This window comes from Bacteroides sp. CACC 737, from assembly GCF_013874375.1.
Classification (GTDB): Bacteria; Bacteroidota; Bacteroidia; order Bacteroidales; family Bacteroidaceae; genus Bacteroides; species Bacteroides uniformis.
This window is the reverse complement of sequence record NZ_CP059408.1, coordinates 3,388,233-3,410,248: the sequence shown is the minus strand read 5'-3', so window position 1 is coordinate 3,410,248 and position 22,016 is coordinate 3,388,233. Positions and strand designations below refer to the sequence as shown.

18 protein-coding genes and 1 tRNA gene are annotated in these 22,016 nt (G+C 48.6%); 4 read left to right on the top strand and 15 right to left on the bottom strand.

Translation table 11 applies throughout. The annotated features are described in order from the left end of the window. Window positions 1-150: 150 nt before the first annotated feature. A complete protein-coding gene (locus H1A11_RS14365) occupies window positions 151-1,773 on the bottom strand; it encodes a tetratricopeptide repeat protein (RefSeq protein ID WP_119961449.1) in 1,623 nt (540 codons plus the stop codon). Between the two features lie 97 nt (window positions 1,774-1,870). Between H1A11_RS14365 and H1A11_RS14360 the strand changes: the two genes are divergently transcribed. Beyond that, window positions 1,871-2,479 (top strand): ribonuclease HII, encoded by a 609-nt coding sequence (locus H1A11_RS14360; RefSeq protein WP_005834538.1) that lies wholly within the window; start codon window positions 1,871-1,873, stop codon window positions 2,477-2,479. Between the two features lie 6 nt (window positions 2,480-2,485). Here the strand turns inward: H1A11_RS14360 and H1A11_RS14355 are convergent, their stop codons facing one another. Next, window positions 2,486-3,412 (bottom strand): magnesium transporter CorA family protein, encoded by a 927-nt coding sequence (locus H1A11_RS14355; RefSeq protein WP_005834540.1) that lies wholly within the window; start codon window positions 3,410-3,412, stop codon window positions 2,486-2,488. Window positions 3,413-3,678: 266 nt separating this feature from the next. Here H1A11_RS14355 and gpmI point away from each other — a divergent pair, with 266 nt between their 5' ends. Together gpmI and H1A11_RS14345 are read left to right on the top strand one after the other, a co-directional pair. Then, the gene (gpmI, locus tag H1A11_RS14350; RefSeq protein WP_005834542.1) at window positions 3,679-5,193 is read left to right on the top strand and encodes a 2,3-bisphosphoglycerate-independent phosphoglycerate mutase; all 1,515 of its coding nucleotides are present in this window, start codon (window positions 3,679-3,681) and stop codon (window positions 5,191-5,193) included. 112 nt (window positions 5,194-5,305) lie between these two features. Then, window positions 5,306-5,887, top strand: coding sequence for a DUF3109 family protein (locus H1A11_RS14345; RefSeq protein WP_008662683.1), 582 nt, complete (start codon window positions 5,306-5,308; stop codon window positions 5,885-5,887). A gap of 129 nt (window positions 5,888-6,016) precedes the next feature. Here the strand turns inward: H1A11_RS14345 and gyrB are convergent, their stop codons facing one another. The 3 genes from gyrB to H1A11_RS14330 all read right to left on the bottom strand — a co-directional run bounded on the left by gyrB (window position 6,017) and on the right by H1A11_RS14330 (window position 8,552). Beyond that, window positions 6,017-7,978 (bottom strand): DNA topoisomerase (ATP-hydrolyzing) subunit B, encoded by a 1,962-nt coding sequence (gyrB, locus tag H1A11_RS14340; RefSeq protein ID WP_181757365.1) that lies wholly within the window; start codon window positions 7,976-7,978, stop codon window positions 6,017-6,019. 206 nt (window positions 7,979-8,184) lie between these two features. Next, complete coding sequence (gene rpsT, locus H1A11_RS14335; protein WP_005830420.1) at window positions 8,185-8,439, bottom strand: 30S ribosomal protein S20; 255 nt, start codon at window positions 8,437-8,439, stop codon at window positions 8,185-8,187. 41 nt (window positions 8,440-8,480) lie between these two features. Further along, window positions 8,481-8,552, bottom strand: a tRNA-Glu gene (locus tag H1A11_RS14330). A gap of 288 nt (window positions 8,553-8,840) precedes the next feature. On the opposite strand from H1A11_RS14330, the gene recO reads away from it, so the two are divergent. Then, complete coding sequence (gene recO / locus H1A11_RS14325) at window positions 8,841-9,569, top strand: DNA repair protein RecO (RefSeq protein WP_138344667.1); 729 nt, start codon at window positions 8,841-8,843, stop codon at window positions 9,567-9,569. A 150-nt stretch (window positions 9,570-9,719) separates the two neighbouring features. On the opposite strand, the gene H1A11_RS14320 is transcribed toward recO, so the two are convergent. The 10 genes from H1A11_RS14320 to H1A11_RS14275 all read right to left on the bottom strand — a co-directional run bounded on the left by H1A11_RS14320 (window position 9,720) and on the right by H1A11_RS14275 (window position 22,016). After that, entirely contained in the window at window positions 9,720-10,169 is a 450-nt protein-coding gene (locus H1A11_RS14320) for a GatB/YqeY domain-containing protein (RefSeq protein ID WP_005830410.1), read from the bottom strand. A gap of 69 nt (window positions 10,170-10,238) precedes the next feature. Continuing rightward, complete coding sequence (gene ftsZ / locus H1A11_RS14315; protein ID WP_117600200.1) at window positions 10,239-11,552, bottom strand: cell division protein FtsZ; 1,314 nt, start codon at window positions 11,550-11,552, stop codon at window positions 10,239-10,241. A 33-nt stretch (window positions 11,553-11,585) separates the two neighbouring features. Then, window positions 11,586-13,019 carry a cell division protein FtsA gene (ftsA, locus tag H1A11_RS14310; RefSeq protein WP_138344666.1) on the bottom strand — a complete coding sequence of 478 codons (1,434 nt, stop codon included), beginning with the start codon at window positions 13,017-13,019 and terminating at the stop codon, window positions 11,586-11,588. 62 nt (window positions 13,020-13,081) lie between these two features. Next, complete coding sequence (locus H1A11_RS14305) at window positions 13,082-13,819, bottom strand: cell division protein FtsQ/DivIB (protein WP_138344665.1); 738 nt, start codon at window positions 13,817-13,819, stop codon at window positions 13,082-13,084. Further along, complete coding sequence (murC, locus tag H1A11_RS14300) at window positions 13,812-15,197, bottom strand: UDP-N-acetylmuramate--L-alanine ligase (protein ID WP_138344664.1); 1,386 nt, start codon at window positions 15,195-15,197, stop codon at window positions 13,812-13,814. The genes H1A11_RS14305 and murC overlap by 8 nt, the downstream gene beginning before the upstream one ends. A 26-nt stretch (window positions 15,198-15,223) precedes the next feature. Continuing rightward, complete coding sequence (murG, locus tag H1A11_RS14295; protein ID WP_117600285.1) at window positions 15,224-16,420, bottom strand: undecaprenyldiphospho-muramoylpentapeptide beta-N-acetylglucosaminyltransferase; 1,197 nt, start codon at window positions 16,418-16,420, stop codon at window positions 15,224-15,226. A 99-nt stretch (window positions 16,421-16,519) separates the two neighbouring features. After that, window positions 16,520-17,836: an FtsW/RodA/SpoVE family cell cycle protein gene (locus H1A11_RS14290; RefSeq protein WP_117600203.1), complete on the bottom strand. Its 1,317-nt coding sequence runs from the start codon at window positions 17,834-17,836 to the stop codon at window positions 16,520-16,522. Between the two features lie 67 nt (window positions 17,837-17,903). Continuing rightward, window positions 17,904-19,238, bottom strand: coding sequence for a UDP-N-acetylmuramoyl-L-alanine--D-glutamate ligase (murD, locus tag H1A11_RS14285; RefSeq protein WP_117600204.1), 1,335 nt, complete (start codon window positions 19,236-19,238; stop codon window positions 17,904-17,906). A 52-nt stretch (window positions 19,239-19,290) separates the two neighbouring features. After that, on the bottom strand, window positions 19,291-20,559 hold the full coding sequence (gene mraY / locus H1A11_RS14280; RefSeq protein ID WP_117600205.1) for a phospho-N-acetylmuramoyl-pentapeptide-transferase: 1,269 nt from the start codon (window positions 20,557-20,559) through the stop codon (window positions 19,291-19,293). Window positions 20,560-20,567: 8 nt separating this feature from the next. Further along, on the bottom strand, window positions 20,568-22,016 hold the full coding sequence (locus H1A11_RS14275) for a UDP-N-acetylmuramoyl-L-alanyl-D-glutamate--2,6-diaminopimelate ligase (RefSeq protein WP_117600206.1): 1,449 nt from the start codon (window positions 22,014-22,016) through the stop codon (window positions 20,568-20,570).

Sequence of the window (22,016 nt, the reverse complement as noted above, 5' to 3'; positions counted from 1 at the left end):
GTTGACTATGACCTTTATCTATAAAATATCTACAAAGGAGGCTGAAAGCACTATTATTTAATCTACAAGATGATTGATAAAACGTTGAATAATAATATTTTATTGTAATATAATATATCTACAAGAGAGCTTTTCTCTTCGGCTTCGTTTTTAGAAGCTCTGGAGGTATTCAACCAAGTCTTCTTCTGTGGATAAGTTCAAGGATTTGCGTAAACGATACCGGTTCATATTGATTGTTTTGGGAATGGTGCCGGTTATCATGGAGATTTCTTTGGTTGACAGATTGACGCGCAATAGAGTTGCCAAGTATTTTTCGCCTTGCGTCAGATTAGGGTGTTTTAATGCAAGTCGGTCCAGAAATTCTTTGTTCTTTTCTTCTATATTCAGCAATAAGCTGCTGTTTGTCTTATCTCCGCTTTGATATTGGCTGATGAAGGCATTCACTTTTTTTAGGTGGGGAATGAGTGTTTGGTTATCCATCTTATAACCCTCTTTAATCATCCCACGTATCTTGTCGAGTAGCTCATTGCGGCTTCTTAGGAATACGGCAAAGCTGGTGACCTCCTGGCGGCTGTCATCCAAAGCACTCTGCACGTTTTTCAGTTCCATTTCTTGCTGTTGTAGTTTCAGTTCGGATACTTCGCGTTCGGAGAGTTCCAACTGATAGCGGGTTTCAATCAGTTGCAGGTCTTTTCTGCGTTTATACCATTTATATAGGAAGATACTGACAGCTAAACCGAGAATAAGTATGCTGCCCAAGAGCCATAGATTGCGTTTCAGCAATTCTATTTCATAGGTTTGTTCCTGCATTTCAGTGGCATGCTTCTGGTCCTGGTATCTTTTATAGGAAATTTCCTGCTCGATGTTACGCAGCTTGTTGCTGCTTTGCAGCTCTTTGCTCAGGTGCTGCATTTTCTCCAGGTATTTATAGGCTTGGGCATAGTCACCTATAGCTGCATATACCATGGACGAATATTCGTAATTGTCGCAAATCAGTTCGCGGGCCCCGATATTATGGGCATACTCGTAGGCTTTATGCAAGGCTTCCAGGGCTTTGGAGTATTGCTTGTCATAGTAATACTGTTTCCCCATGTTGTTGTAGTTTTCGCCAAGAGACCATTGGGCGTCCAGATTCTTGTTGATGGTGATGGCTTCCTGGATGAAAGAAAGTTTCTCTTCCGTATTTCCCTGGTACAGACAAAGGTTGTTCAGGTTGGTTGCAATCTCTTTCAGGTTTCGTTGGGCACGGTTGATGGCCAGCGCACGTTGGAAGAAACGCTCGGCAACGGTAAATTCGTTCATGAAGTGGTGCATAACTCCACGTTCGTTATAGCATCCGGCCACAGAAGTGGAATCACCAATGGCTTTGAATATGGAGGTTGCCTTGTCGTTTAGTTCTATGGCTTTGTTGTAGTCTCCCAGTTTGCTGTAGACACGTCCCATGAGGGAGTATAGTTGGGCACTTTGTTGCTTGTTTGCGGGGGTGATGTATTTCTGAGTATCATATAGATTCTTGATACTCAGGTCAAAGTTGCCCAATAGCTGTTCTGCCTGGCAATAAAGGAACATGGCCTGCGCACGGACCTCACTGGGCTCATCTTCGGGAAACAAGGCAGAAGCCTGAGCAGCATAGTAGGAAGCTTGTTTGGGGGTGTTGTATAGGCATTTCTGTGCTTGGTCAATCAATTTCTGTGCTTGCTGCATGTCTTGAGCTTGCAGTGGGGCAAGTGCTGACAGAAGACATACGAGTAGTAGACATAGGTTTTTCTTCATGGCATCGTCTTGTTTCTGCAAATTTAATTAATTCTTCTTAGAAGTCAGGTTTCCCTCCAAAAAGATTTATCTTTGTGCCTCAAAGATAGCGATATATATGTTATTACCTTATTTGAATAAAGACTTGATAGAGGCGGGATGCGATGAGGCCGGTCGCGGCTGTCTGGCCGGTGCGGTCTATGCCGCTGCCGTTATTCTGCCAACGGACTTTAAGAATGAACTTCTGAATGACTCCAAGCAGCTGACGGAAAAACAACGCTATGCCTTGCGTGAAGTGATTGAGAAAGAGGCTCTGGCATGGGCGGTGGGCGTCGTCTCTCCCGAAGAAATTGACAAAATCAATATTCTTAATGCCTCCTTTCTTGCCATGCACCGTGCTGTTGACCAACTGAATGTCCGTCCGCAACATCTGCTGATAGACGGCAACCGCTTTAAAAAATATCGGGACTTGCCGCATACTACCGTAGTGAAAGGAGACGGGAAGTACCTTTCCATCGCTGCCGCCTCCATTTTGGCAAAGACCTATCGTGATGACTACATGAACCGCCTTCACGAGGAATATCCGTATTATGACTGGAATCGTAACAAGGGGTATCCCACCAAGAAACATCGTGCCGCCATTGCTGAGCGGGGCACTACACCCTATCATCGCTTGACGTTCAATCTCTTGGGGGATGGGCAGTTGTCGCTGAACTTCGGACAATGATGCTGTTTAGAACCACTTAATCCTTCTGAACCATACGAATGTCACTGCTGATAATATTGCCGACAAAAGTATGATGAAAATAAACGCGTGCGGAAAACTCTCCAGGTGGATGTCCACATTCATGCCGTAGAAACTGGCTATCAACGTGGGAATCATCAGTGTAATGCTGAGGCTTGTCATACGTTTCATGATGGCATTCACATTGTTGGAGATGATGGAGGCGAAGGCATCCATGGTTCCCGTCAGGATATCACTGTAGATGTTTACGGTATTGTATGCCTGCTTCAACTCGATGACCACGTCTTCCAATAATTCCAAATCCAGATAATTGGTGTCTTGAAAGATGTTTTTCAGCCGTCCTATCATCACTTCATTGCCACGGATGGAAGTGTTGAAGTAGACCAGCGTCTTTTGCAGCTTCATCAGTTGCAGGAGATCTTCGTTGCGGATGCTTTTCTCCAGCTCTTTTTCGGCGGTGGCCACATCGTTGTTTATCTGTTTCAGATACTTCAGGAACCAGACGGCGGAAGAGTAGATGATTCGCAGAATCAAATCCAGTTTATTGTTGACGACTATGTTCTTCCGGCGGGTGTGCTGAATGAAGTCCGGTATCAGCTCCGTGTGGTGATAGCAGACAGAAACGATGATTCCGTCATTGGTGATAATGCCGATGGGCACAGTGATGAACGGCACGCCGCGTTGGTTGCTCTGCATCGGGATGCGGAGGATGGTCAGCAGCCAGTTGTCTTCTGTTTCCGTACGTGGGCGCTCGTCCACGTCGGCTATGTCTTCCAGGAATGATTCGGGAACTTTCAGCTCTTCGGTTAGGAATTTGAAATCATCGTTGTCCGGGCATTCTACGTTGACCCAGCAGTTGGGTTGCCATTCGGCCTTTTCAGTGAAGCCGTTTTCACTGTAGAGATACTTTCTCATTGTTTGCCTCCTTTCAGGTTGGAACAGAGGCATTGCAGTCAACGTCTCCGTTCGTTTTATTGGTGAATACTATTGCACGTTCGTGGGTTTGAATCGTCCATATTTCTTGTTTTTTATTTTTTAAGCGTGGCAAAAGTACATAAATCATTTGAAACAGTACGCTTTAACAGCTGTTTTTTGTACCTTTGCAGCGCAAAAACAGGTTCCTACTATAAAGAACGTTTGTATCATACAAAAAGATTATACAATTAAATTCGATTAATATTATGAGTAAGAAAGCCCTTTTAATGATTCTTGATGGCTGGGGCATCGGCGATCAAGGCAAAGATGATGTGATTTTCAATACACCTACTCCGTATTGGGACAGTCTGTTGGCAACTTATCCGCATTCCGAGCTTCAAGCAAGCGGTGAAAACGTTGGTTTGCCCGACGGACAGATGGGTAATTCTGAAGTAGGTCACCTCAATATCGGTGCCGGACGTATCGTTTACCAGGATTTGGTGAAGATTAACCGTGCTTGTGCCGATGGCAGCATTCTGAAGAACAAGGAAATTGTTTCTGCTTTCTCATATGCAAAGGAAAACGGCAAGAATATCCACTTTATGGGACTGACCAGCAACGGTGGCGTGCACAGCTCTTTTGACCATTTGTTCAAACTCTGCGATATTTCCAAGGAATACGGTATCGAGAATACCTTCATCCACTGTTTTATGGACGGTCGTGATACCGACCCGAAGAGTGGTAAAGGTTTCATTGAGCAGTTGACTGCTCATTGCGAGAAGTCTGCCGGCAAGATTGCTTCCATCGTGGGACGTTTCTATGCCATGGACCGCGACAAACGTTGGGAACGTGTGAAGGTTGCTTACGATTTATTGGTAAACGGTGAAGGCAAGGTTGCTACGGATATGGTCCAGGCTATGCAGGAGTCCTACGACGAAGGCGTTACGGATGAATTCATCAAGCCGATTGTGAACGGTGGCTTCGACGGTACCATCAAGGAAGGTGATGTTGTAATCTTCTTCAACTACCGCAATGACCGTGCCAAGGAATTGACCGTTGTCCTCACCCAGCAAGATATGCCCGAACAAGGCATGCAGACCATTCCGGGCCTGCAGTTCTACTGCATGACTCCGTACGATGCCAGCTTCAAGGGTGTGCATATCCTTTTTGATAAGGAGAACGTACAGAATACCTTGGGCGAATACCTCGCTGCCAATGGCAAGACCCAGCTGCACATTGCCGAAACAGAGAAGTATGCACACGTGACTTTCTTCTTCAACGGTGGCCGCGAGACTCCCTACGATGCTGAAGAGCGCATCTTGGTTCCTTCTCCGAAGGTTGCCACTTACGACTTGAAGCCCGAAATGAGTGCGTACGAGGTGAAGGACAAGCTGGTTGAAGCTATCAAGACCCAGAAGTTCGATTTCATCGTGGTGAACTACGCCAATGGTGATATGGTGGGACATACCGGTATCTACGAAGCTATTGAGAAGGCAGTGAAAGCCATCGACGAATGTGTGAAAGATACTGTTGAAGCTGCCAAGGCAAACGATTATGAAGTAATCATCATCGCCGACCACGGTAATGCCGACCATGCTCTGAATGAGGATGGTACTCCGAATACTGCCCACTCTCTGAATCCCGTTCCTTTCGTTTACGTTACTGCAAACAAGGACGCCAAGGTTGAGAACGGTGTATTGGCTGACGTAGCTCCTTCTATCCTGCATATCTTGGGTATGGAACAGCCGGCCGAAATGACTGGTAAGGATTTGATTAAGTAAGGCGTCAAGGCCGTAACAATATTTAGACGCGGATTATACGGATTCCACGGATGCTCTTAAAGTTGAGTCTGTGCAATCCGGATAATCCGCGTCTTTTTTTAATAGAATGATTATGATACAGATTGGTGATGTTGTGGTTTCTTTCGATGTCTTGCGCGAGAAGTTCTTGTGTGACTTGGGTGCCTGTCAGGGGATTTGTTGCATTGAGGGCGATGCCGGTGCTCCCGTAGAGCTGGACGAGGTGGAGAAACTGGAAGAGGTGCTTCCGCTGATTTGGGACGAGCTTTCTCCCGAAGCCCGCACCGTGATAGAGGAGCAAGGTGTGGTCTATACCGATTGTGAAGGTGACCTGGTGACTTCTATTGTGAACAACAAGGATTGCGTCTTTACCTGCTATGATGATAAAGGCTGTTGCTATTGCGCCATCGAAAAGGCTTATCGTGAAGGTAGGACCAACTTCTACAAACCCATATCCTGTCATCTCTATCCGATAAGGGTGGGGAACTACGGACTCTATAAGGCAGTGAACTATCATCGTTGGGATGTCTGCAAAGCCGCTATGTTGTTGGGACAAAAGGAAAATCTGCCCGTGTACAAGTTCCTGAAAGAGCCGCTTATCCGTAAGTTTGGTGAGGACTGGTATGCAGAGTTGGAATTGGTAGTGGAAGAGATGAAGAAACAAGGAATCCTATAGTTCTTCTGTATGGAGACGGGTCTCTTCTTTGGAAGAGAAGAGGGATAAAGGAAAAGCCCCGGTCAGCAGGATTATCCTGCCCGTCCGGGGCTTCCTCGTTGTAAGATGTGAGGTTGGTTATTAAATTAATTAAGCGTCAATATTTGCATACGTTGCATTCTTTTCGATGAAATCGCGGCGCGGGCCCACGTCTTCACCCATCAGCATGGAGAAGATATAGTCGGCTTCAGCTGCATTTTCAAGATGCACCTGCTTCAGCATGCGGTTTTCCGGATTCATGGTGGTTTCCCACAACTGTTCCGGGTTCATTTCACCCAAACCTTTGTAGCGTTGGGTGTGTACTGCGTTTTCCGAACCGCCGCCGTAAGTGTCGATGAACTTCTGGCGCTGCTGGTCTGTCCAGCAATACTCTTTCGCCTTGCCTTTGGTGCAAAGGTAAAGGGGAGGAGTGGCGATGTACAAGCAACCCTGCTGGATAACTTGCGGGAAGTAGCGGAAGAAAAGCGTCATAATCAGCGTGTCGATGTGAGAACCATCGACGTCGGCATCGGTCATGATGATAATCTTCTTGTAGCGCAGCTTGTCAATGTTCGCTTCTTTGCTGTCTTCACCGTCCACGCCGAAACGGATGCCCAGCGCCTGGATGATATTGTTTACTTCGTCGCTCTCGAATGCCTTGTGCCACATGGCCTTTTCCACATTCAGAATCTTACCGCGAAGCGGCAGGATAGCTTGGAACGCACGGTTACGGCCTTGCTTTGCTGAACCGCCTGCCGAGTCACCCTCGACGAGGAACAATTCGCATTCTTCCGGGTCCTTGCTGGAGCAGTCGGCCAGTTTGCCCGGCATGCCGCCACCCGACATCGGCGATTTGCGTTGTACGGATTCGCGTGCCTTACGTGCGGCGATACGTGCCTGGGCGGCAAGAATCACCTTGTCTACAATCAGCTTGGCTTCCTTCGGGTGTTCCTCCAAGTAGTAGGTGAGGGCCTCGCCCACAGCCTGGTCTACGGCGCCCATCACTTCGTTGTTACCCAGCTTTGTCTTGGTCTGTCCTTCGAACTGAGGCTCTGCCACCTTGATGGAGATAACGGCAGTCAGTCCTTCGCGGAAGTCGTCGCCTGCAATCTCTACCTTGGCTTTCTCCAGCATCTTGTTGTCTTCGGCGTATTTTTTCAACGTACGGGTCAGTGCACGGCGGAAACCTGCCAAGTGGGTACCCCCTTCAATGGTATTGATGTTGTTTACGTAAGAGTGTACATTTTCGTTATAAGAAGTGTTGTACATGATGGCTACTTCCACCGGTGTGCCTTGCTTCTCGGTGTTGATGTAGATTACATCGTTCATGAAGTGTTCGCGTGAGGAGTCCACGTAGCGCACAAATTCCTTCAGGCCTTCTTCCGAGTAGAAGATTTCCTTCTTGGCATTTCCTCCTTCGTCCTTTACGCGAAGGTCGGTCAGTGAAATCTTGATGCCTGCGTTCAGATACGCCAGCTCGCGCATGCGGGTGGCAAGAATATCATAGTTGTAGACTGTCTCCGTAAAGATGGTACCGTCCGGCCAGAACTGTTGGCGTGTACCGGTAATGTCTGTTGTGCCCACTTCTTTGACGGAGTAGAGCGGATGTCCGCAGGAATATTCCTGCTGATAGATTTTTCCGTTACGGAAAACCTGGGTAGTCATGTGTGTAGACAAGGCATTTACGCAAGATACACCTACACCATGCAGACCTCCCGATACCTTATAGGAACCTTTGTCGAACTTTCCTCCGGCATGCAGTACGGTCATTACAACTTCCAGCGCGGATTTCTTTTCCTTTTCGTGATAGTCTACCGGGATACCACGTCCGTTGTCTTGTACGGTGATGGAGTTGTCCTCGTTAATGGTGACTTCGATGTGGTCGCAATAGCCGGCAAGTGCCTCATCGATGGAGTTGTCCACAACCTCGTACACCAGATGGTGAAGTCCTTTGCTGCTAATGTCGCCAATATACATCGCGGGACGCTTTCTCACTGCTTCCAAACCTTCCAGTACCTGGATGTTTTCGGCAGAATAGCTCCCGTTATTGGAGTGAATCTGTTCTTCAGTCATAATCTTTTTTCCTTATTGTAATAACAGAGCAAATATAGTGAAAATCCTCGGGATATGGTGCTAAACAAACGGATAAATTCGGGTAGTTTACAGCTTTTTAGCACAGAAAAGAAACTTGTGTGGAAGCAGGTAAATAGAGAGGTATAAATGAGAAAGGCCGGACTAAAAAAGTCCAGCCTTGTAATATCTTTTGTGTAACAGTCAACTTAAGCCAGCTTGTTGATATAGATAGCCAACTTTGATTTCAAGTTGTTAGCCTTGTTCTTGTGGATTACATTAGTCTTAGCCAATTTATCCAACAGTTTTGTGATACCCGGATACATTGCTGTTGCTGCAGCTTTGTCTGTAGTAGCACGAAGCTTACGAACAGCGTTTCTCATGGTCTTGCCATAATATCTGTTGTGAAGTCTTCTTGTTTCTTCTTGTCTGATTCTCTTCAGTGATGATTTATGATTTGCCATCTCGACTAATCTTTTTTTAATTCGTTTATTTTTTTATTTTGTAGCCCGTGGGGGAATCGAACCCCCCTTTCAAGAATGAAAATCTTGCGTCCTAACCGATAGACGAACGGGCCATCCTTTGGTGAGCGTTTCCGCTCTTGCAAAGAGTCTTTATTTCTCGTTTGCGGATGCAAAGGTAGAAACTATTTTTGAATTACCAAAACATTCGCAAGAAAAAAATATAGCTTTTTGTTGTCTTTTGTCTTAGAATGGAGCGTTATCTATTGAAAATCAGTGTAATATATGCTTTTATTTTTTTACACTCCTTACCTTGTTTTTTTATTCTTCTCCTTTTGTTTCTCTTCTTTCGGGCTTTTTTTGTAGCTTTGTTATCAGATTGAAACCAGATAAAGAAATCGGGAATGTTACAGAAAACACAGGGAATTGTACTGCATACCTTGAAATATAAGGATACATCTCTCATTGCAGACATCTATACAGAGGTGGCTGGCAGGGCTTCCTTCATGGTGTCCATACCCCGTTCGCGCAAGGCGGCGGTGAAGCCGGTACTCTTCCAGCCGCTGGCATTGGTGGAACTTGAAGCCGATTTCCGTCCTAATGCCACTATATATAAGGTGAAGGAGGCGAAGTCTCTTTATCCTTTTGCCACGCTTCCCTACGATCCCTACAAATCCGCCATCGCTTTGTTTCTTTCGGAATTCCTTTATCGCGCCGTCCGGGAGGAGGCGGAGAACCGTCCGCTGTTTGCTTATCTGTATCATTCCGTCATCTGGCTGGATGAATGCAGGGAGGGGTTTGCCAATTTCCATCTGGTCTTCCTGATGCGCCTTTCCCGTTTTCTCGGTTTGTATCCCAACCTGGAGGATTATCATGCCGGAGATTACTTCGATTTGCAGAATGCTTGTTTCACTCCCTTGCGTCCGCAGCTTCATTCCAATTACATCGCTCCCGAGGAGGCGGCCCGCCTGACACAGCTGATGCGCATGAATTATGAAACGATGCATCTTTTCACCATGAGTCGGTTGGAGCGTACCCGCTGCCTGAACATTATGAATGAATATTATCGTCTGCACCTGCCGGATTTCCCGGTGCTGAAGTCTCTTGAAGTCTTGAAAGAATTGTTTGATTGAGGAGCGCCAATCTTGCTTGTCGGATGAAACAATAGCTCCTGATTGCGCGAGATGGGCATCTTATGCTGCATGAGATGTATATCTCATACAACACGAGATGCCCATCTCATGCAATTGAATCCGAATATTCCTTATCTCCTTCGCTATACTTTATCCCAGCAGTTCCTTTACTTTGGCTGAGATGGCGCGGCCTTCGGCAAGTCCGGCAAGTTTCTTGCTGGCTACACCCATCACTTTGCCCATGTCCTTGCCGCTGGTGGCACCGACCTCGGCTATGATTTCCTTCAAGGCTGCTTCCAGTTCTTCGGCGCTCATTTGCTTGGGCAGATAGGTTTCAAGCACCTTTACTTGTGCCAGCTCATCGTCTGCCAAGTCCTGGCGACCTTGCTGTACATAGATTTCAGCGGCGTCTTTGCCTTGCTTGGTCAGTTTTTGGATAATCTTCAAAGCATCTGCATCGCTCAGGGTATCGTTGGCTCCGGGAGCGGTTTTGGCTTCAAGGAATACTTTCTTTACGTTTCTCAATGTTTCGAGAGCCACTTTGTCTTTGGCTTTCATGGCTGTTTTAATGTCTTCGCTGACTTTTTCAAATAAATCCATATTGTTATAGGTTTACTCCTGTTCTCCTGAAGGGGAGGAGGATGGTTTTACATATCGGGAACGGAAAAATCAGAAGGTGATGACTCCCCCTGCACCGCCTTCTGCTTCTTGCGCGGCTTCGGTGGCGAGCTGCCCTTCCTGCTCTGCCTTCATCTTGATGCTGTTCAGCGTGCTTTTGTCACGCAGATAGGTCGGAGAATTCTCTACCATGCTGATGATGTCGGCGTTGTCCATGTCTTCGGGATTGAAGAGATAGATATGGCGACGGCGGCTGCGCTGGGAACGGGCGTTGGCATCCTTGCCGTAGTACACTTCGCGGCGGTTGCGTCTCTGTTCCTCTTCCTCCTCCAGCTCGGCAAGGCGTTGCTGTTCTTCGGCGGTGCGCTGGGTGATGCGGTCGTCCATCTCCTTCATGTGGATGTCCTGGATACCGAAACCGGTGGCAAGCAGGGTGATTTTCACTTTCTGTTCCAGTTTGTCGTCGATGGCCATACCGAATTTGGTCTCGAAGTCGCGGCTGAAACGGTTCATGAATTCCTTTACCTCGTCCATTTCGCTCATCATCAGCTTGTATTGTGAGCTGTAAGAGATGTTGAGGAGTACCTTCTTGGAATTGAAAATGTCGTTGTTGTTCAGCAACGGCGAGTGCTGCGCATTCTTGATGGCTTCGCTGACACGGTTGTCACCTTCGCCGTAGCCGGTACTCATGATGGCTACGCCGCCGTCCTTCAGCACTGTTTTCACGTCGTTGAAGTCGAGGTTCACCTTTCCATGCAGGGTGATGATTTCGGCAATACTCTTGGCGGCTACCGAAAGGGTGTCGTCGGCCTTGTCGAACGCGTCGTCCACGGACAACTCGCTGTATATCTCGCTCAGCTTTTCATTGTTGATGACCAGCAGGGCATCTACGTGCTTGCTGATTTCCTCTACGCCATCCAGTGCCTGGTCTATCTTCTTGTCGCCCTCCCAGCGGAAAGGGATGGTGACGATGCCGATGGTCAGGATATCCATTTCCTTGGCGGTCTGTGCAATGATGGGTGCGGCACCCGTACCGGTACCACCGCCCATTCCGGCAGTGATGAATACCATCTTGGTGCCGTCGTTCAGCATATTCTTGATGTCTTCGATACTCTCTTCTGCTGCCTTGCGGGCACGGGCGGGGCGGTTTCCGGCTCCCAGGCCTTCTTTTCCAAGCTGTAACTTCACGGGCACGGGAGAGTCCTTCAACGCTTGGTTGTCTGTGTTACACAGTACGAACGTCACGTCGTGTATACCTTCCCGGTACATATGGTTCACGGCATTGCCGCCACCTCCGCCTACACCGATTACTTTAATGATTTTCGGTGAATCCGTCGGGAAATCGAATTGTACTATATCTTCCATAATAACTTAATTTTCTGGCACATTATCACATTATTACTTCATATCGTCGTCCGAGAAGATTTCGTTGGAAATCTTGTTGAAAGTCTTTTCGAACCAGCTGGGGCCTTCTTTCTTTTTCTTCTTTTTCTCTTCCTTTTCGCGCAGCTCCCTTTCTTTTCGCTCACGCTCCTTGCGTTCTTTCTCTTCCCTCTCGCGCTGTGCCTTGGCGGCGCGTGCGGCAGCTTCCTGCTCTTTCAGCGCTTCGTCGTCAACGAATATGTCGACCGGTTTGGGAGGAACATTGGAGGCAGGCTGCTGCACCGGTTTCACCTCTTGCAGGCAGCAATTCTCGTTGCCGGCAGCCAGCAGGCCCAGCAGTGTGTTGTGCATGCCGTCCTTTTTGGGCTCTTCGCTGCGTGTGTGGACGGTGGTCTGTACGAACTTGGCGGTCTTTACCTTTTCAATCTTGCTCACTCTATGGAAGGCTTTCTCAAGATTCTTCAGATTGGCTCCTCCACCGGTAAATACTACACCGGAGAAAAGTTTGTCCTCGTAGCCGGAAAGCTGTAACTGGTTCCATACGTTGGCAAGGATTTCTTCTGCACGGGCTCCGATAATATTGTTCAGCAGGGCCAGTTCGAAGGTACGGCCGTCTTCCGACGTGCATACGGCAGGGGTCTCGGCGTCTTCTTCCTCCTCGTAGAGGGCATCACCGTATTGCAGTTTCAGCTTCTCGGCATCTTCCTCTTCCATTTGCAGGGAAGTGATGTCGTGGGTAATGTTGTTTCCACCCAGCGGCAGTACGCTGAGGTAGCGCAGGATATTGTTCTTATAGACCAGCACGGTGGTGGTGTCGGCACCGAAGTCCACCAGTGCGCAGCCCGAACGCATCTCGTTTTCAGTCAGCACGGCTTTGGCCAACGCAGTGGGGGCTACGAGCAGGTCGTCGGCAATTTCCACTTTGGCTTGCTCGAAGCTGTGTTCGAGGTTCTTTTTCAGCGAGGCGCGCGCCACGATGTTGAGGAACTGTCCGGTGATGTATTTTCCGGCAACTCCTACGGGCTCCACGTGCAACGTGTTGTCTATCTTGTATTCTTGTGGGGCTACATCCAGCACACTCATGTCTACTAGGGGTACATCACGGTTCTCGTCGCAAATCTCGTCTACCAGTTCTTGCGAAATGATGCTCTCTTCCTCCAGCGTACGGCTTACCGCATTCCTCACCGTGCGCAATGATTGTCCGCCGATGCCTACATATACTTTGGCGATGGAGTTGTTCAGCTGGCCTTCCAGCTTGTTGATGATGGAAGTCAGCGCTTGTGCGGTCTTGTCAATGTTGTAGATGGCCCCTTTGTGTATAAACGAGGATGCATCTTCGCATGCATAAGCCAACACCTGGATACTTCCGTCACTGTTCTTCTTCCCTGCGATACCGGAAATCTTGGAAGAACTCAACTCGATAGCGGCGATGAAATCTGTTGTTGCCATATCTATTTATTTACTATTTTACAATTTACAATTTACTGCGCTTTGATAAGGGATAAATCTCTTTACTCCCTCTTCGTGCAGATAATCTGATTATCGAATTCAACGTTAATGCGGGAGTATTTGTTCCAGCCCACCTGGTTCAAACCTCTTTCGTAGAATGCTTTTACACGTTTCAGTTTCTTTTCAAAACCGGCCATCTTACCCAAATAGATGAGATGGTCGCCGACACGTGGCACTAATTCTATATTTTTGCCAGGCAGTACATGAATCTGTTCAATCTGTGCATTCCAAAAAGAATTCTTCTGCAAAAATACACCAAACTTATATAAATCCCTCATGGCAAACGACTTTTCTACATTTCCGGTCACTACGGCAAGGTGTGCAACGCATTTTGCATCGGGGGGCATTACAGTACCCTTGTTGTCCAGATAGTAGTTTTCGCCATTGGCGCTCATCACGCGCAGGATGGGGATTCGCTGGGTCACTTCGATGCAGAGCTTGCCGCTCGGGGTCTTGTAGCACTCCACCTGGTCGATGAGGGGATGCTTGGCAAGTTCGCGCTCCAAGGTCTTGGTGCGCACGCGTTTCAGGTCTTTCCCAATGGGGCTGATGCCTTTCTTCTCCAGCAGGGTAGCTACTTCCTTCTTCGTGATGAAGCCGGCATATACCGTGTCTTTTATCACCAGCTCCACGTCATGGCACACCTGGGTGGCCGGTTTGCGGTTGAGGGCAGTGACAGCCACCACCAGATAGACAATGACAAGCAACAGGACGATAGAAAGTAGAATCCTTTTAACCATGATACTTCTCTGATAATAGTTGGGTGATTTGGGGAGCATAGTTGTCCAGGTCGCCGGCTCCCAGCACTACCACTACTTCGGTATGCTTCTGGGCGAGGAGGCTGAGGACGTCTTCTTTCCTACAGATACATTTCTCGATGCCGGGGCGGAGGTTGTCATAAATCAGCTGACTCGTCACGCCGGGAATTGGTTGCTCGCGGGCAGGGTATATCTCTGTCAGAATCACCTCATCGGATAGGGAAAGGCTGTTTGCAAAATCCTGGTAGAAGTCGCGGGTACGGGTGTACAAGTGAGGCTGGAAGATGACGGTTACCTTCTTGTCTTGGTACAGTTCACGGACGGACTTCAGACTTTGGGCTATTTCCGCCGGATGGTGGGCGTAATCGCTGAGGAATACAATTCGGTCATTCTTCAGCTTGAAGTCGAAACGGCGGTCCACTCCGCGGAAGCTTGCCATGCCTTGCTTGATTTCCTCGTCGGTGGCACCGCTGAGATGGGCGAGTGCCATGGCGGCAACGCCGTTCTCGATGTTGATGCTGACGGGAACACCTAGCTGGATATCATTGATGCGGGTGTCCGGTGCTACGAAATCGATGAAAATTTCACCGTTTCCGATACGGATGTTCTCGGCATGGAAGTCACCTTCATGGCGCGAGTAGGTATAGGTGGCTACCCCTGGCTGTACGTCGGGCTGCATCTCCAGTCCTTTGTGCAGAATCAGGGCGCCGCCTGGTTGTATAAGCGCGGTGTAGTGGCGGAAGCTTTCGAGATAGGCTTCTTTGGTGCCGTATATATCCAGGTGGTCGGGGTCGGTGGCAGTAATGACACTCATCCAGGGTGACAGCCAGTGGAAGGAACGGTCGAACTCATCTGCTTCGATAACGGTATAAGGACTGGTGGCGGAAAGCAGCAGATTCGTACCGTAGTTCTTCGAAATACCTCCGAGGAAGGCGGTGCAGCCCACGTGTGACTGGTGCAGCAGGTGGGCAGCCATGGTGCTGGTGGTAGTCTTGCCATGCGTACCTGCCACGCACAAACCTTTGCTGCTGCGGGTGATGATGCCCAATACTTGGGAGCGCTTATATATGTCGAAACCGTTTTCACGGAAATAGGTCAGTTCTGCATGCTCTTGCGGCACGGCGGGGGTATAGACCACGAGCGTGCTTGCCTTGTCTTTGCACACCTCCGGAATAAGGTTGATATTCTCTTCGTAGTGTATCTGTACTCCTTCCGTAATCAGGCGTTCTGTCAGTTCGCTCGACGTACGGTCGTAGCCCGCTACTTTCTTTCCTTTAGAGAGGAAATAACGTATCAGCGCACTCATGCCGATACCGCCGGCACCAATGAAGTAAACGGATTTAATTGTTTCTATATTCATATCTTTCATTAAGATGCTCTCCTAATTTATTTCTTAATTAACTTCAATACCTCCTTCGCAATAATTGTTGCCGAGTCCGGCAACGCCAGCTTGGAGATATTCTTGCTTAAGTCTTGCAGCTTCTCGGAGTTGGCGATTGTCTCCAACGCCACCGGTAGCAGCTTCTCTTTCGCTTCCACATCCTTCACATAGATAGCTGCACCCTTATCCACCAGCGCCAGCGCATTCTTGGTTTGGTGGTCCTCTGCCACATTGGGTGAGGGAACCAGGATGACTGGCTTGTGCAGCAGGCAGAACTCGGAGATGGAACCGGCTCCTGCACGTGAAATCACCAGGTCGGCAGCCGCGTATGCATTTGCCATATCCTTAATGAAGTCCGTCACGTACAGATTGGGGATGGCACTAATGCGCGGGTTGCGTACGGCTTCTCCCGTTGTATTTGTAATAGCTTCTCTGACTTGGTCAATGTATATCTTCCCCGTTTGCCAGATGAATTGCACTTCGGGATTGGCGCGAATGACATCCAGTCCGGCACTCAATGTCTGATTGATGGTGCGGGCTCCGAGACTGCCGCCCAATATCAGTATTGTTTTCTTCTCCGGGTTCAGTCCGAAGTATTTCACGGCATCTTCGCGGCAGATGGAGTGGTGGAGCAGATTCTGGCGCACCGGATTACCGGTCATGATTATCTTTTCTGCCGGGAAGAATTTTTCCATACCTTCGTAAGCCACACAAATCTTGCATGCCTTCTGTGCCAGCAGCTTGTTAGTGACACCGGCGTAGGAATTCTGTTCTTGTATCAGTGTGGGAATACCCATCATTCCCGCCATTTTCAGCGTAGGACCACTGGCATAGCCACCTACACCGACAGCTACTTGCGGGCGGAACTCCTTGATGATGCTCCGTGCTTTCCACTGGCTCCGTATCAGTTTCAGCAATACGGAGACGTTCTTCCACAGATGTTTACGGTCAAATCCGGCAACGGGTAAACCTATAATCCGGTAACCAGCATCGGGAACACGCTGCATCTCCATTCTTCCTTCGGCACCTACGAAGAGAATCTCTGCGTCGGGACACAACTCTTTTATGGCGTTGGCAATGGAGATAGCCGGAAAGATATGTCCTCCGGTACCACCGCCGCTGATGATAAGCCTCACTCCCTTCCCCGTAGAGAGAGGGGTAGAGTTACTTTGACTTGTATAGTTGTTTGCCTCTTTACTCATATTCTTGTTCTTCTTTATTTTTGTATTATTGGCATACTCGCCATTACTCAATCACTCTTTTCTCCCCTCCCTATAGGGGAGGGGGTGGGGGAGAGGCTGTTATTCAAACTCCGCATCACTGTTCAGTACCTTTGCTGTCGGTTCGGCGGCTGTTTGTGCCTCGCTGTCGATCGGTTGTTTCAGGTTTTCTGCATTTCCGGTATCCACCAGCATAGTCACTTGTGCATCATGCATCCGTTGTTCCTCCAGTTTGGCTGTATAGCGGCTGACGCTCAGTATCATGCCGATGTAGGCACAGTTGATGAAAGTGGATGTACCACCCTTGCTGATGAGCGGAAGCGGTTGTCCCGTGACGGGTGCCAGACCTACGGCAACCATCATGTTGAACAACGCCTGCGTGACGAGTAGCAAGGCTATTCCGGTAATGAGGAAAGCGGGGAAGGTGCGGTCGCATTTTTTGGCGATACGGCCCACTCGCACCAATAGGCAGACATAAAGGAACACAACGACTATCCCGCCTACCAGTCCCAGTTCCTCAATGATGATGGCATAGATAAAATCGGAGAATGCCTGGCTCAGAAAGTCACGTTGTACGGAGTTTCCCGGGCCCTTGCCTACAACGTTACTCGTAGCTACGGCAATACGGGCATGTGCCACTTGCCCGTCGCCGTCGATGTCGAATTTGGCAGCAGGAACTTCTTCCTTGTTGGTAAAGTCTGCAATACGGGATTTTACAGTGGTAAAACGGTGTCCCATCGGTATATTTTCCAATGTCTTGTCTGGCGTGGCCAGCAGGAAGGCAACAAAGACTGTAACGAATGCCACAATCCCTCCTCCCAGTATCAGTAGGTTCCTGGCAGATACCCGCCCGATGAACATCATTAGGTAGACCGTTCCGAAGAGCAACATTCCCGTTGAGTAGTTTTCCGGCAGGATAAGGCCACAGACTATGCAGGTAATAATCATGATGCGCTTAAAGGCTTTCGGACTTGCACCGTCTTCGTCCTGCCCTTTCGAGAGGATAAAGGCTGTAACGATGACGACGGCCATCTTCGCTATTTCCGACGGCTGGAACTGAATGCCCATGAAGGTCATCCAGCGGGCTGCGCCGTTTACGCGGTCACCGGTAATGAATCCCATCAGCATCACAAAAGCCAGCAGTCCGATGGATATCGGAAGCAAGAATACCGGGAACACCTGGAACCATTTATAGGGGATGTTGTGTACCAGTACTACAATGACGGCACCTACCATCAGGAGAATGCTGTGCTGCGTAATCGGTCCCCAGTGGTCGCCACTCTTGTAGGTCAGCGTACTGGCAGCACTGAATACCTCTGTGATGGAGATGAGGCAAAGGAAAAGGAAAATAATCCAAATCACTTTGTCGCCTTTGAATATGCTCTTTAATAAATCCAATGCTTCGCAAATTAAAAATTAATAATTAAAGAATTACAAGTTGACAGTCTCATGCGGCACTTGTCTTTTATAGTGCTCTGACACATGCTTTGAACTGTTCGCCGCGGTCTTCATAACTCTTGAAGAGGTCGAAGGAGGCACAGCAAGGGCTGAGCAACACGGTTTCACCTTTCTTTGCCAGTTTGAAGGCTGCTTCTACGGCATTCTTCATGCCGGTCTGAACATCAGCTACGGGCAATCCTAAGCGGTCGAAGAAGTCGTGCAGCTTTTCGTTGTGTAATCCCAAATATACCAGGGCAGAGCACTTTTCGCGTACAAGGTCTTCGATTTCCGTATAATCATTTCCTTTGTCCTTACCGCCGAGGATAAGTACGGTTTTGCCGGTCATGCTTTGCAGGGCATACCAGCAGGAGTTTACGTTCGTTGCCTTGGAATCATTGATGAAGCTTACGCCGCGTACGGTGGCTACTTTCTCCAATCGGTGCTCCACTCCCTTGAAGTCGGACAAAGCCTTGCGGATATATTCTTTTCGGATACCGGCCAAGTTGGCCGAGATACCAGCGGCTAATGAATTGTATAAGTTGTGTGTGCCGTGCAGCGCCAGCTCCTCTTGCTCCATATTGAAGGCTATCGGTTCGTTGATTTCCACTTCACCGTCTTCCACGTATGCGATGGCTCCGTCTTCCTTTACGGCAGCGAACGGGTAAAGATGGGCGCGCAGGCCATGCTTGTCCAGTTCGCGCTTGATGATGGGGTCGTCGTTCCAGAAGATAAAAGCGTCTTCCGGTGTCTGGTTTTGGGTGATGCGGAATTTGGCGTCCACATATTTCTGCATACAGTGGTCGTAACGGTCCAAGTGGTCCGGAGTGATGTTCATCAGTACGGCAATGTTGGCACGGAAGTTATACATATTGTCCAGTTGGAAGGAACTCAGCTCAATGACGTAGTAATCATGCTGCTCCGTGGCTACCTGCAAGGCCAGGCTGTTGCCGATGTTGCCGGCGAGGCCGACGTTCAGTCCTGCACTCTTGAAGATGTGATAAATGAGCGAGGTGGTTGTAGTCTTTCCATTTGAGCCGGTGATACAGACCATCTTTGCGTCAGTGTACCGTCCCGCAAACTCTATCTCAGAGATGATGGGCGTACCTTTTTCCTTTAATTTCACAATGAGCGGAGCGTCGTTGGGGATACCGGGGCTTTTCACCACTTCGTCAGCATTCAGAATCAGCTCTTCTGTGTGGTGTCCCTCTTCCCAGGCAATGCCGTATTTATCCAGCAGTTCCTTGTATTTGTCTTTAATAGCAGACATGTCGGAGACGAACGTGTCGAAACCTTTCACTTTGGCCAGTACAGCAGCGCCTGCGCCGCTTTCGCCAGCTCCTAATACTACAATTCTACTCATAATATTTATATACTAATATGTCAATGTGGAAACTATGCTAATGCATCCCACATTATCTAATCTTTAATGTTATAATTGTTATCGCTGCCAGTACAATCGTCACAATCCAGAAGCGGATGGTGATTTTGGATTCGTGGAACAGCTTGTCCGGTTTGGTGAATACCACGCTGCATCCCGGTTCTATCAGGCTCATGGAAGTGCGGAAGTGGTCGTGTATCGGCGTTCTTTTGAAGAGACGTTGTTTCACGCCTTTCCGCTTGCCTGTCTTGTAGTAGAGGCGTTGCAGGATGACCGAGAGGTTCTCCACCAGGAAGATACCGCAAAGGATGGGTATCAGCAGTTCCTTGTGAATAATGATGGCGTATACTGCGATGATTCCTCCAATGGTCAGACTGCCCGTATCGCCCATGAATACTTGGGCCGGATAGGCATTGTACCATAAGAAGCCGATAAGTGCACCGATGAAGGCACAGATAAAGATTACCAGTTCTTCCGAGCCGGGAATGTACATGATATTCAGGTAGCCGGCATATTCAATGTGGCTCGACACGTAGGCGAGTATTCCCAAGGTCAGTCCGATAATGGCGGAGTTCCCTGCCGCCATTCCGTCCATTCCGTCATTCAGGTTGGCTCCGTTGCTGACGGCGGTAACTACGAAAATAGTGATAATCACGAACAATATCCAACCTGCTGTTTGGGCATGTTCACCCATAAAGCTTACTAAGTCGGAATAGTCGAAGTTGTTGCTTTTGAAGAACGGGATGGTGGTCTGCGTTGCCTTGATTTCCTTGGCTGCATGTACTACTTCTATTTGTCCCCCTGGCTTCTCTATTTCTATGTTCTCGCGGATAACCACCTGCGGGCTGAGGTAGAGAGTCAATCCGACGATAAGTCCTAAACCTACTTGACCGATGATTTTGAACTTACCGTGCAGGCCTTCCTTGTCCTTTTTGAATATCTTGATGTAGTCGTCGGCAAATCCTAGCGACCCTAACCAGATTGTGGTAATCAGCATCAATATCATATAAATATTGTCTAACTTGCCCAGTAGCAAGCAAGGAATGAGTGTGGCAAAAATAATGATGACACCGCCCATGCTGGGTACTCCCACTTTGTTCACACCGAATGGATCGATACTGGCATCACGTTGCGTTTCGGTAATTTGCTTGCGCTTCAGTAGATTGATGAACTTGTCTCCCCAGATGCTCGAAATGAGCAATGCCAGAATGATTGCCATCAACGAACGGAAGGATGTATAGCCGAACATGCCCGCACCGGGGAAGTCATATTTGTCTAACCATTGAAATAAGTAGTATAACATAATGTTAATTATTTAATTATTTCATTTAATATCTCTTTGTCGTCAAAATGGTGTTTCACGCCTTTAATCTCCTGATAATTCTCATGCCCTTTGCCTGCAACGAGAATCACGTCTCCCGGCTGTGCCAGCATGCAGGCTGTCTTGATGGCTTCGCGGCGGTCGGTGATGCTGATGGTTTTCTGCATGTCGTCTTTATCCAGCCCCGCCAGCATGTCGTTGATGATGTCCTGCGGCTCTTCAAAGCGCGGGTTATCGGAGGTAATGATGACCCGGTCGCTCAAGCGGGCGGATTCTTTGGCCATGATGGGACGCTTGCCTTTGTCGCGGTTGCCGCCGGCACCTACAACGGTAATCACTTTTCCTTTTCCTTCCAGCACTCCGTGAATGGCGTTCAATACATTGACCAGGGCGTCTGGAGTATGCGCATAGTCCACAATGGCAGTGTAGCCTTTCGGTGAACGGATGGCATCGAAGCGGCCGGTTACCGGACGCAGCGTACTGAGGGCAACCAGTACATCTTCTTCTTTCTTGCCCAGCAATACGGCAGTACCGAATACCGCCAGCAGGTTGTAGGCATTGAATTTTCCGATGAAACGTACTGCCAGCTCGTGGTTGTTGAAGTCAAGTAACATTCCCTCGAAATGAGATTCCAAGACTTTGCCTTTGAAGTCGCTAAGACTGCGCAAAGAGTAGGTGTATACTTTCGAACGGGTATTCTGTGTCATCACGAGTCCGTTCTTGTCATCCAGGTTGGTCAGGCTGAAAGCTCCTTTCGGCAGTTCGTCGAAGAACTTTTTCTTGGCCTTGAGATAGTTCTCCACCGTTTTATGATAATCCAGATGGTCGCGGGTCAGATTAGTGAAAATACCGCCGGCAAACTTCAGACCGCTGATGCGCTTCTGGGCAATGGAATGGGAACTGACTTCCATGAAGGCATACTTGCAGCCGGAGTCCGCCATCTCTCCAAGTAGGCGGTTCAAGGTTATTGGGTCCGGGGTGGTATGTTCGGTCGGTACGGGCTGGTCGTCGATGTAATTACATACAGTGGAAACCAGTCCGACCTTGTAGCCGAAGTAGCGGAAAGTATTATATAATAAGGTAGCAACGGTTGTTTTTCCGTTGGTTCCGGTCACGCCGATGAGTTCCATCTTGGATGTAGGGTCACCATAGAAAGTGGTGGCCACTTTCCCTACGGCATCTTCACTGTCTTTCACCAGAATGTAGGTGGTGCCGGTCTTGAGCTCTTCCGGCAATTCTTCACACAATACTGCGACAGCCCCTTTGTCGATAGCAGCTGGGATATAGGCATGCCCGTCGGTCTGCGTACCACGCATGGCCATGAACAGATGTCCGGTTTCTATCAGGCGGGAGTCTATATTCACTCCCGTTATCTCCATGTTTGTACTTCCGGCAATCCGGACCGGCTGTATTGTTGCCAACAAATCACTTAATTTCAT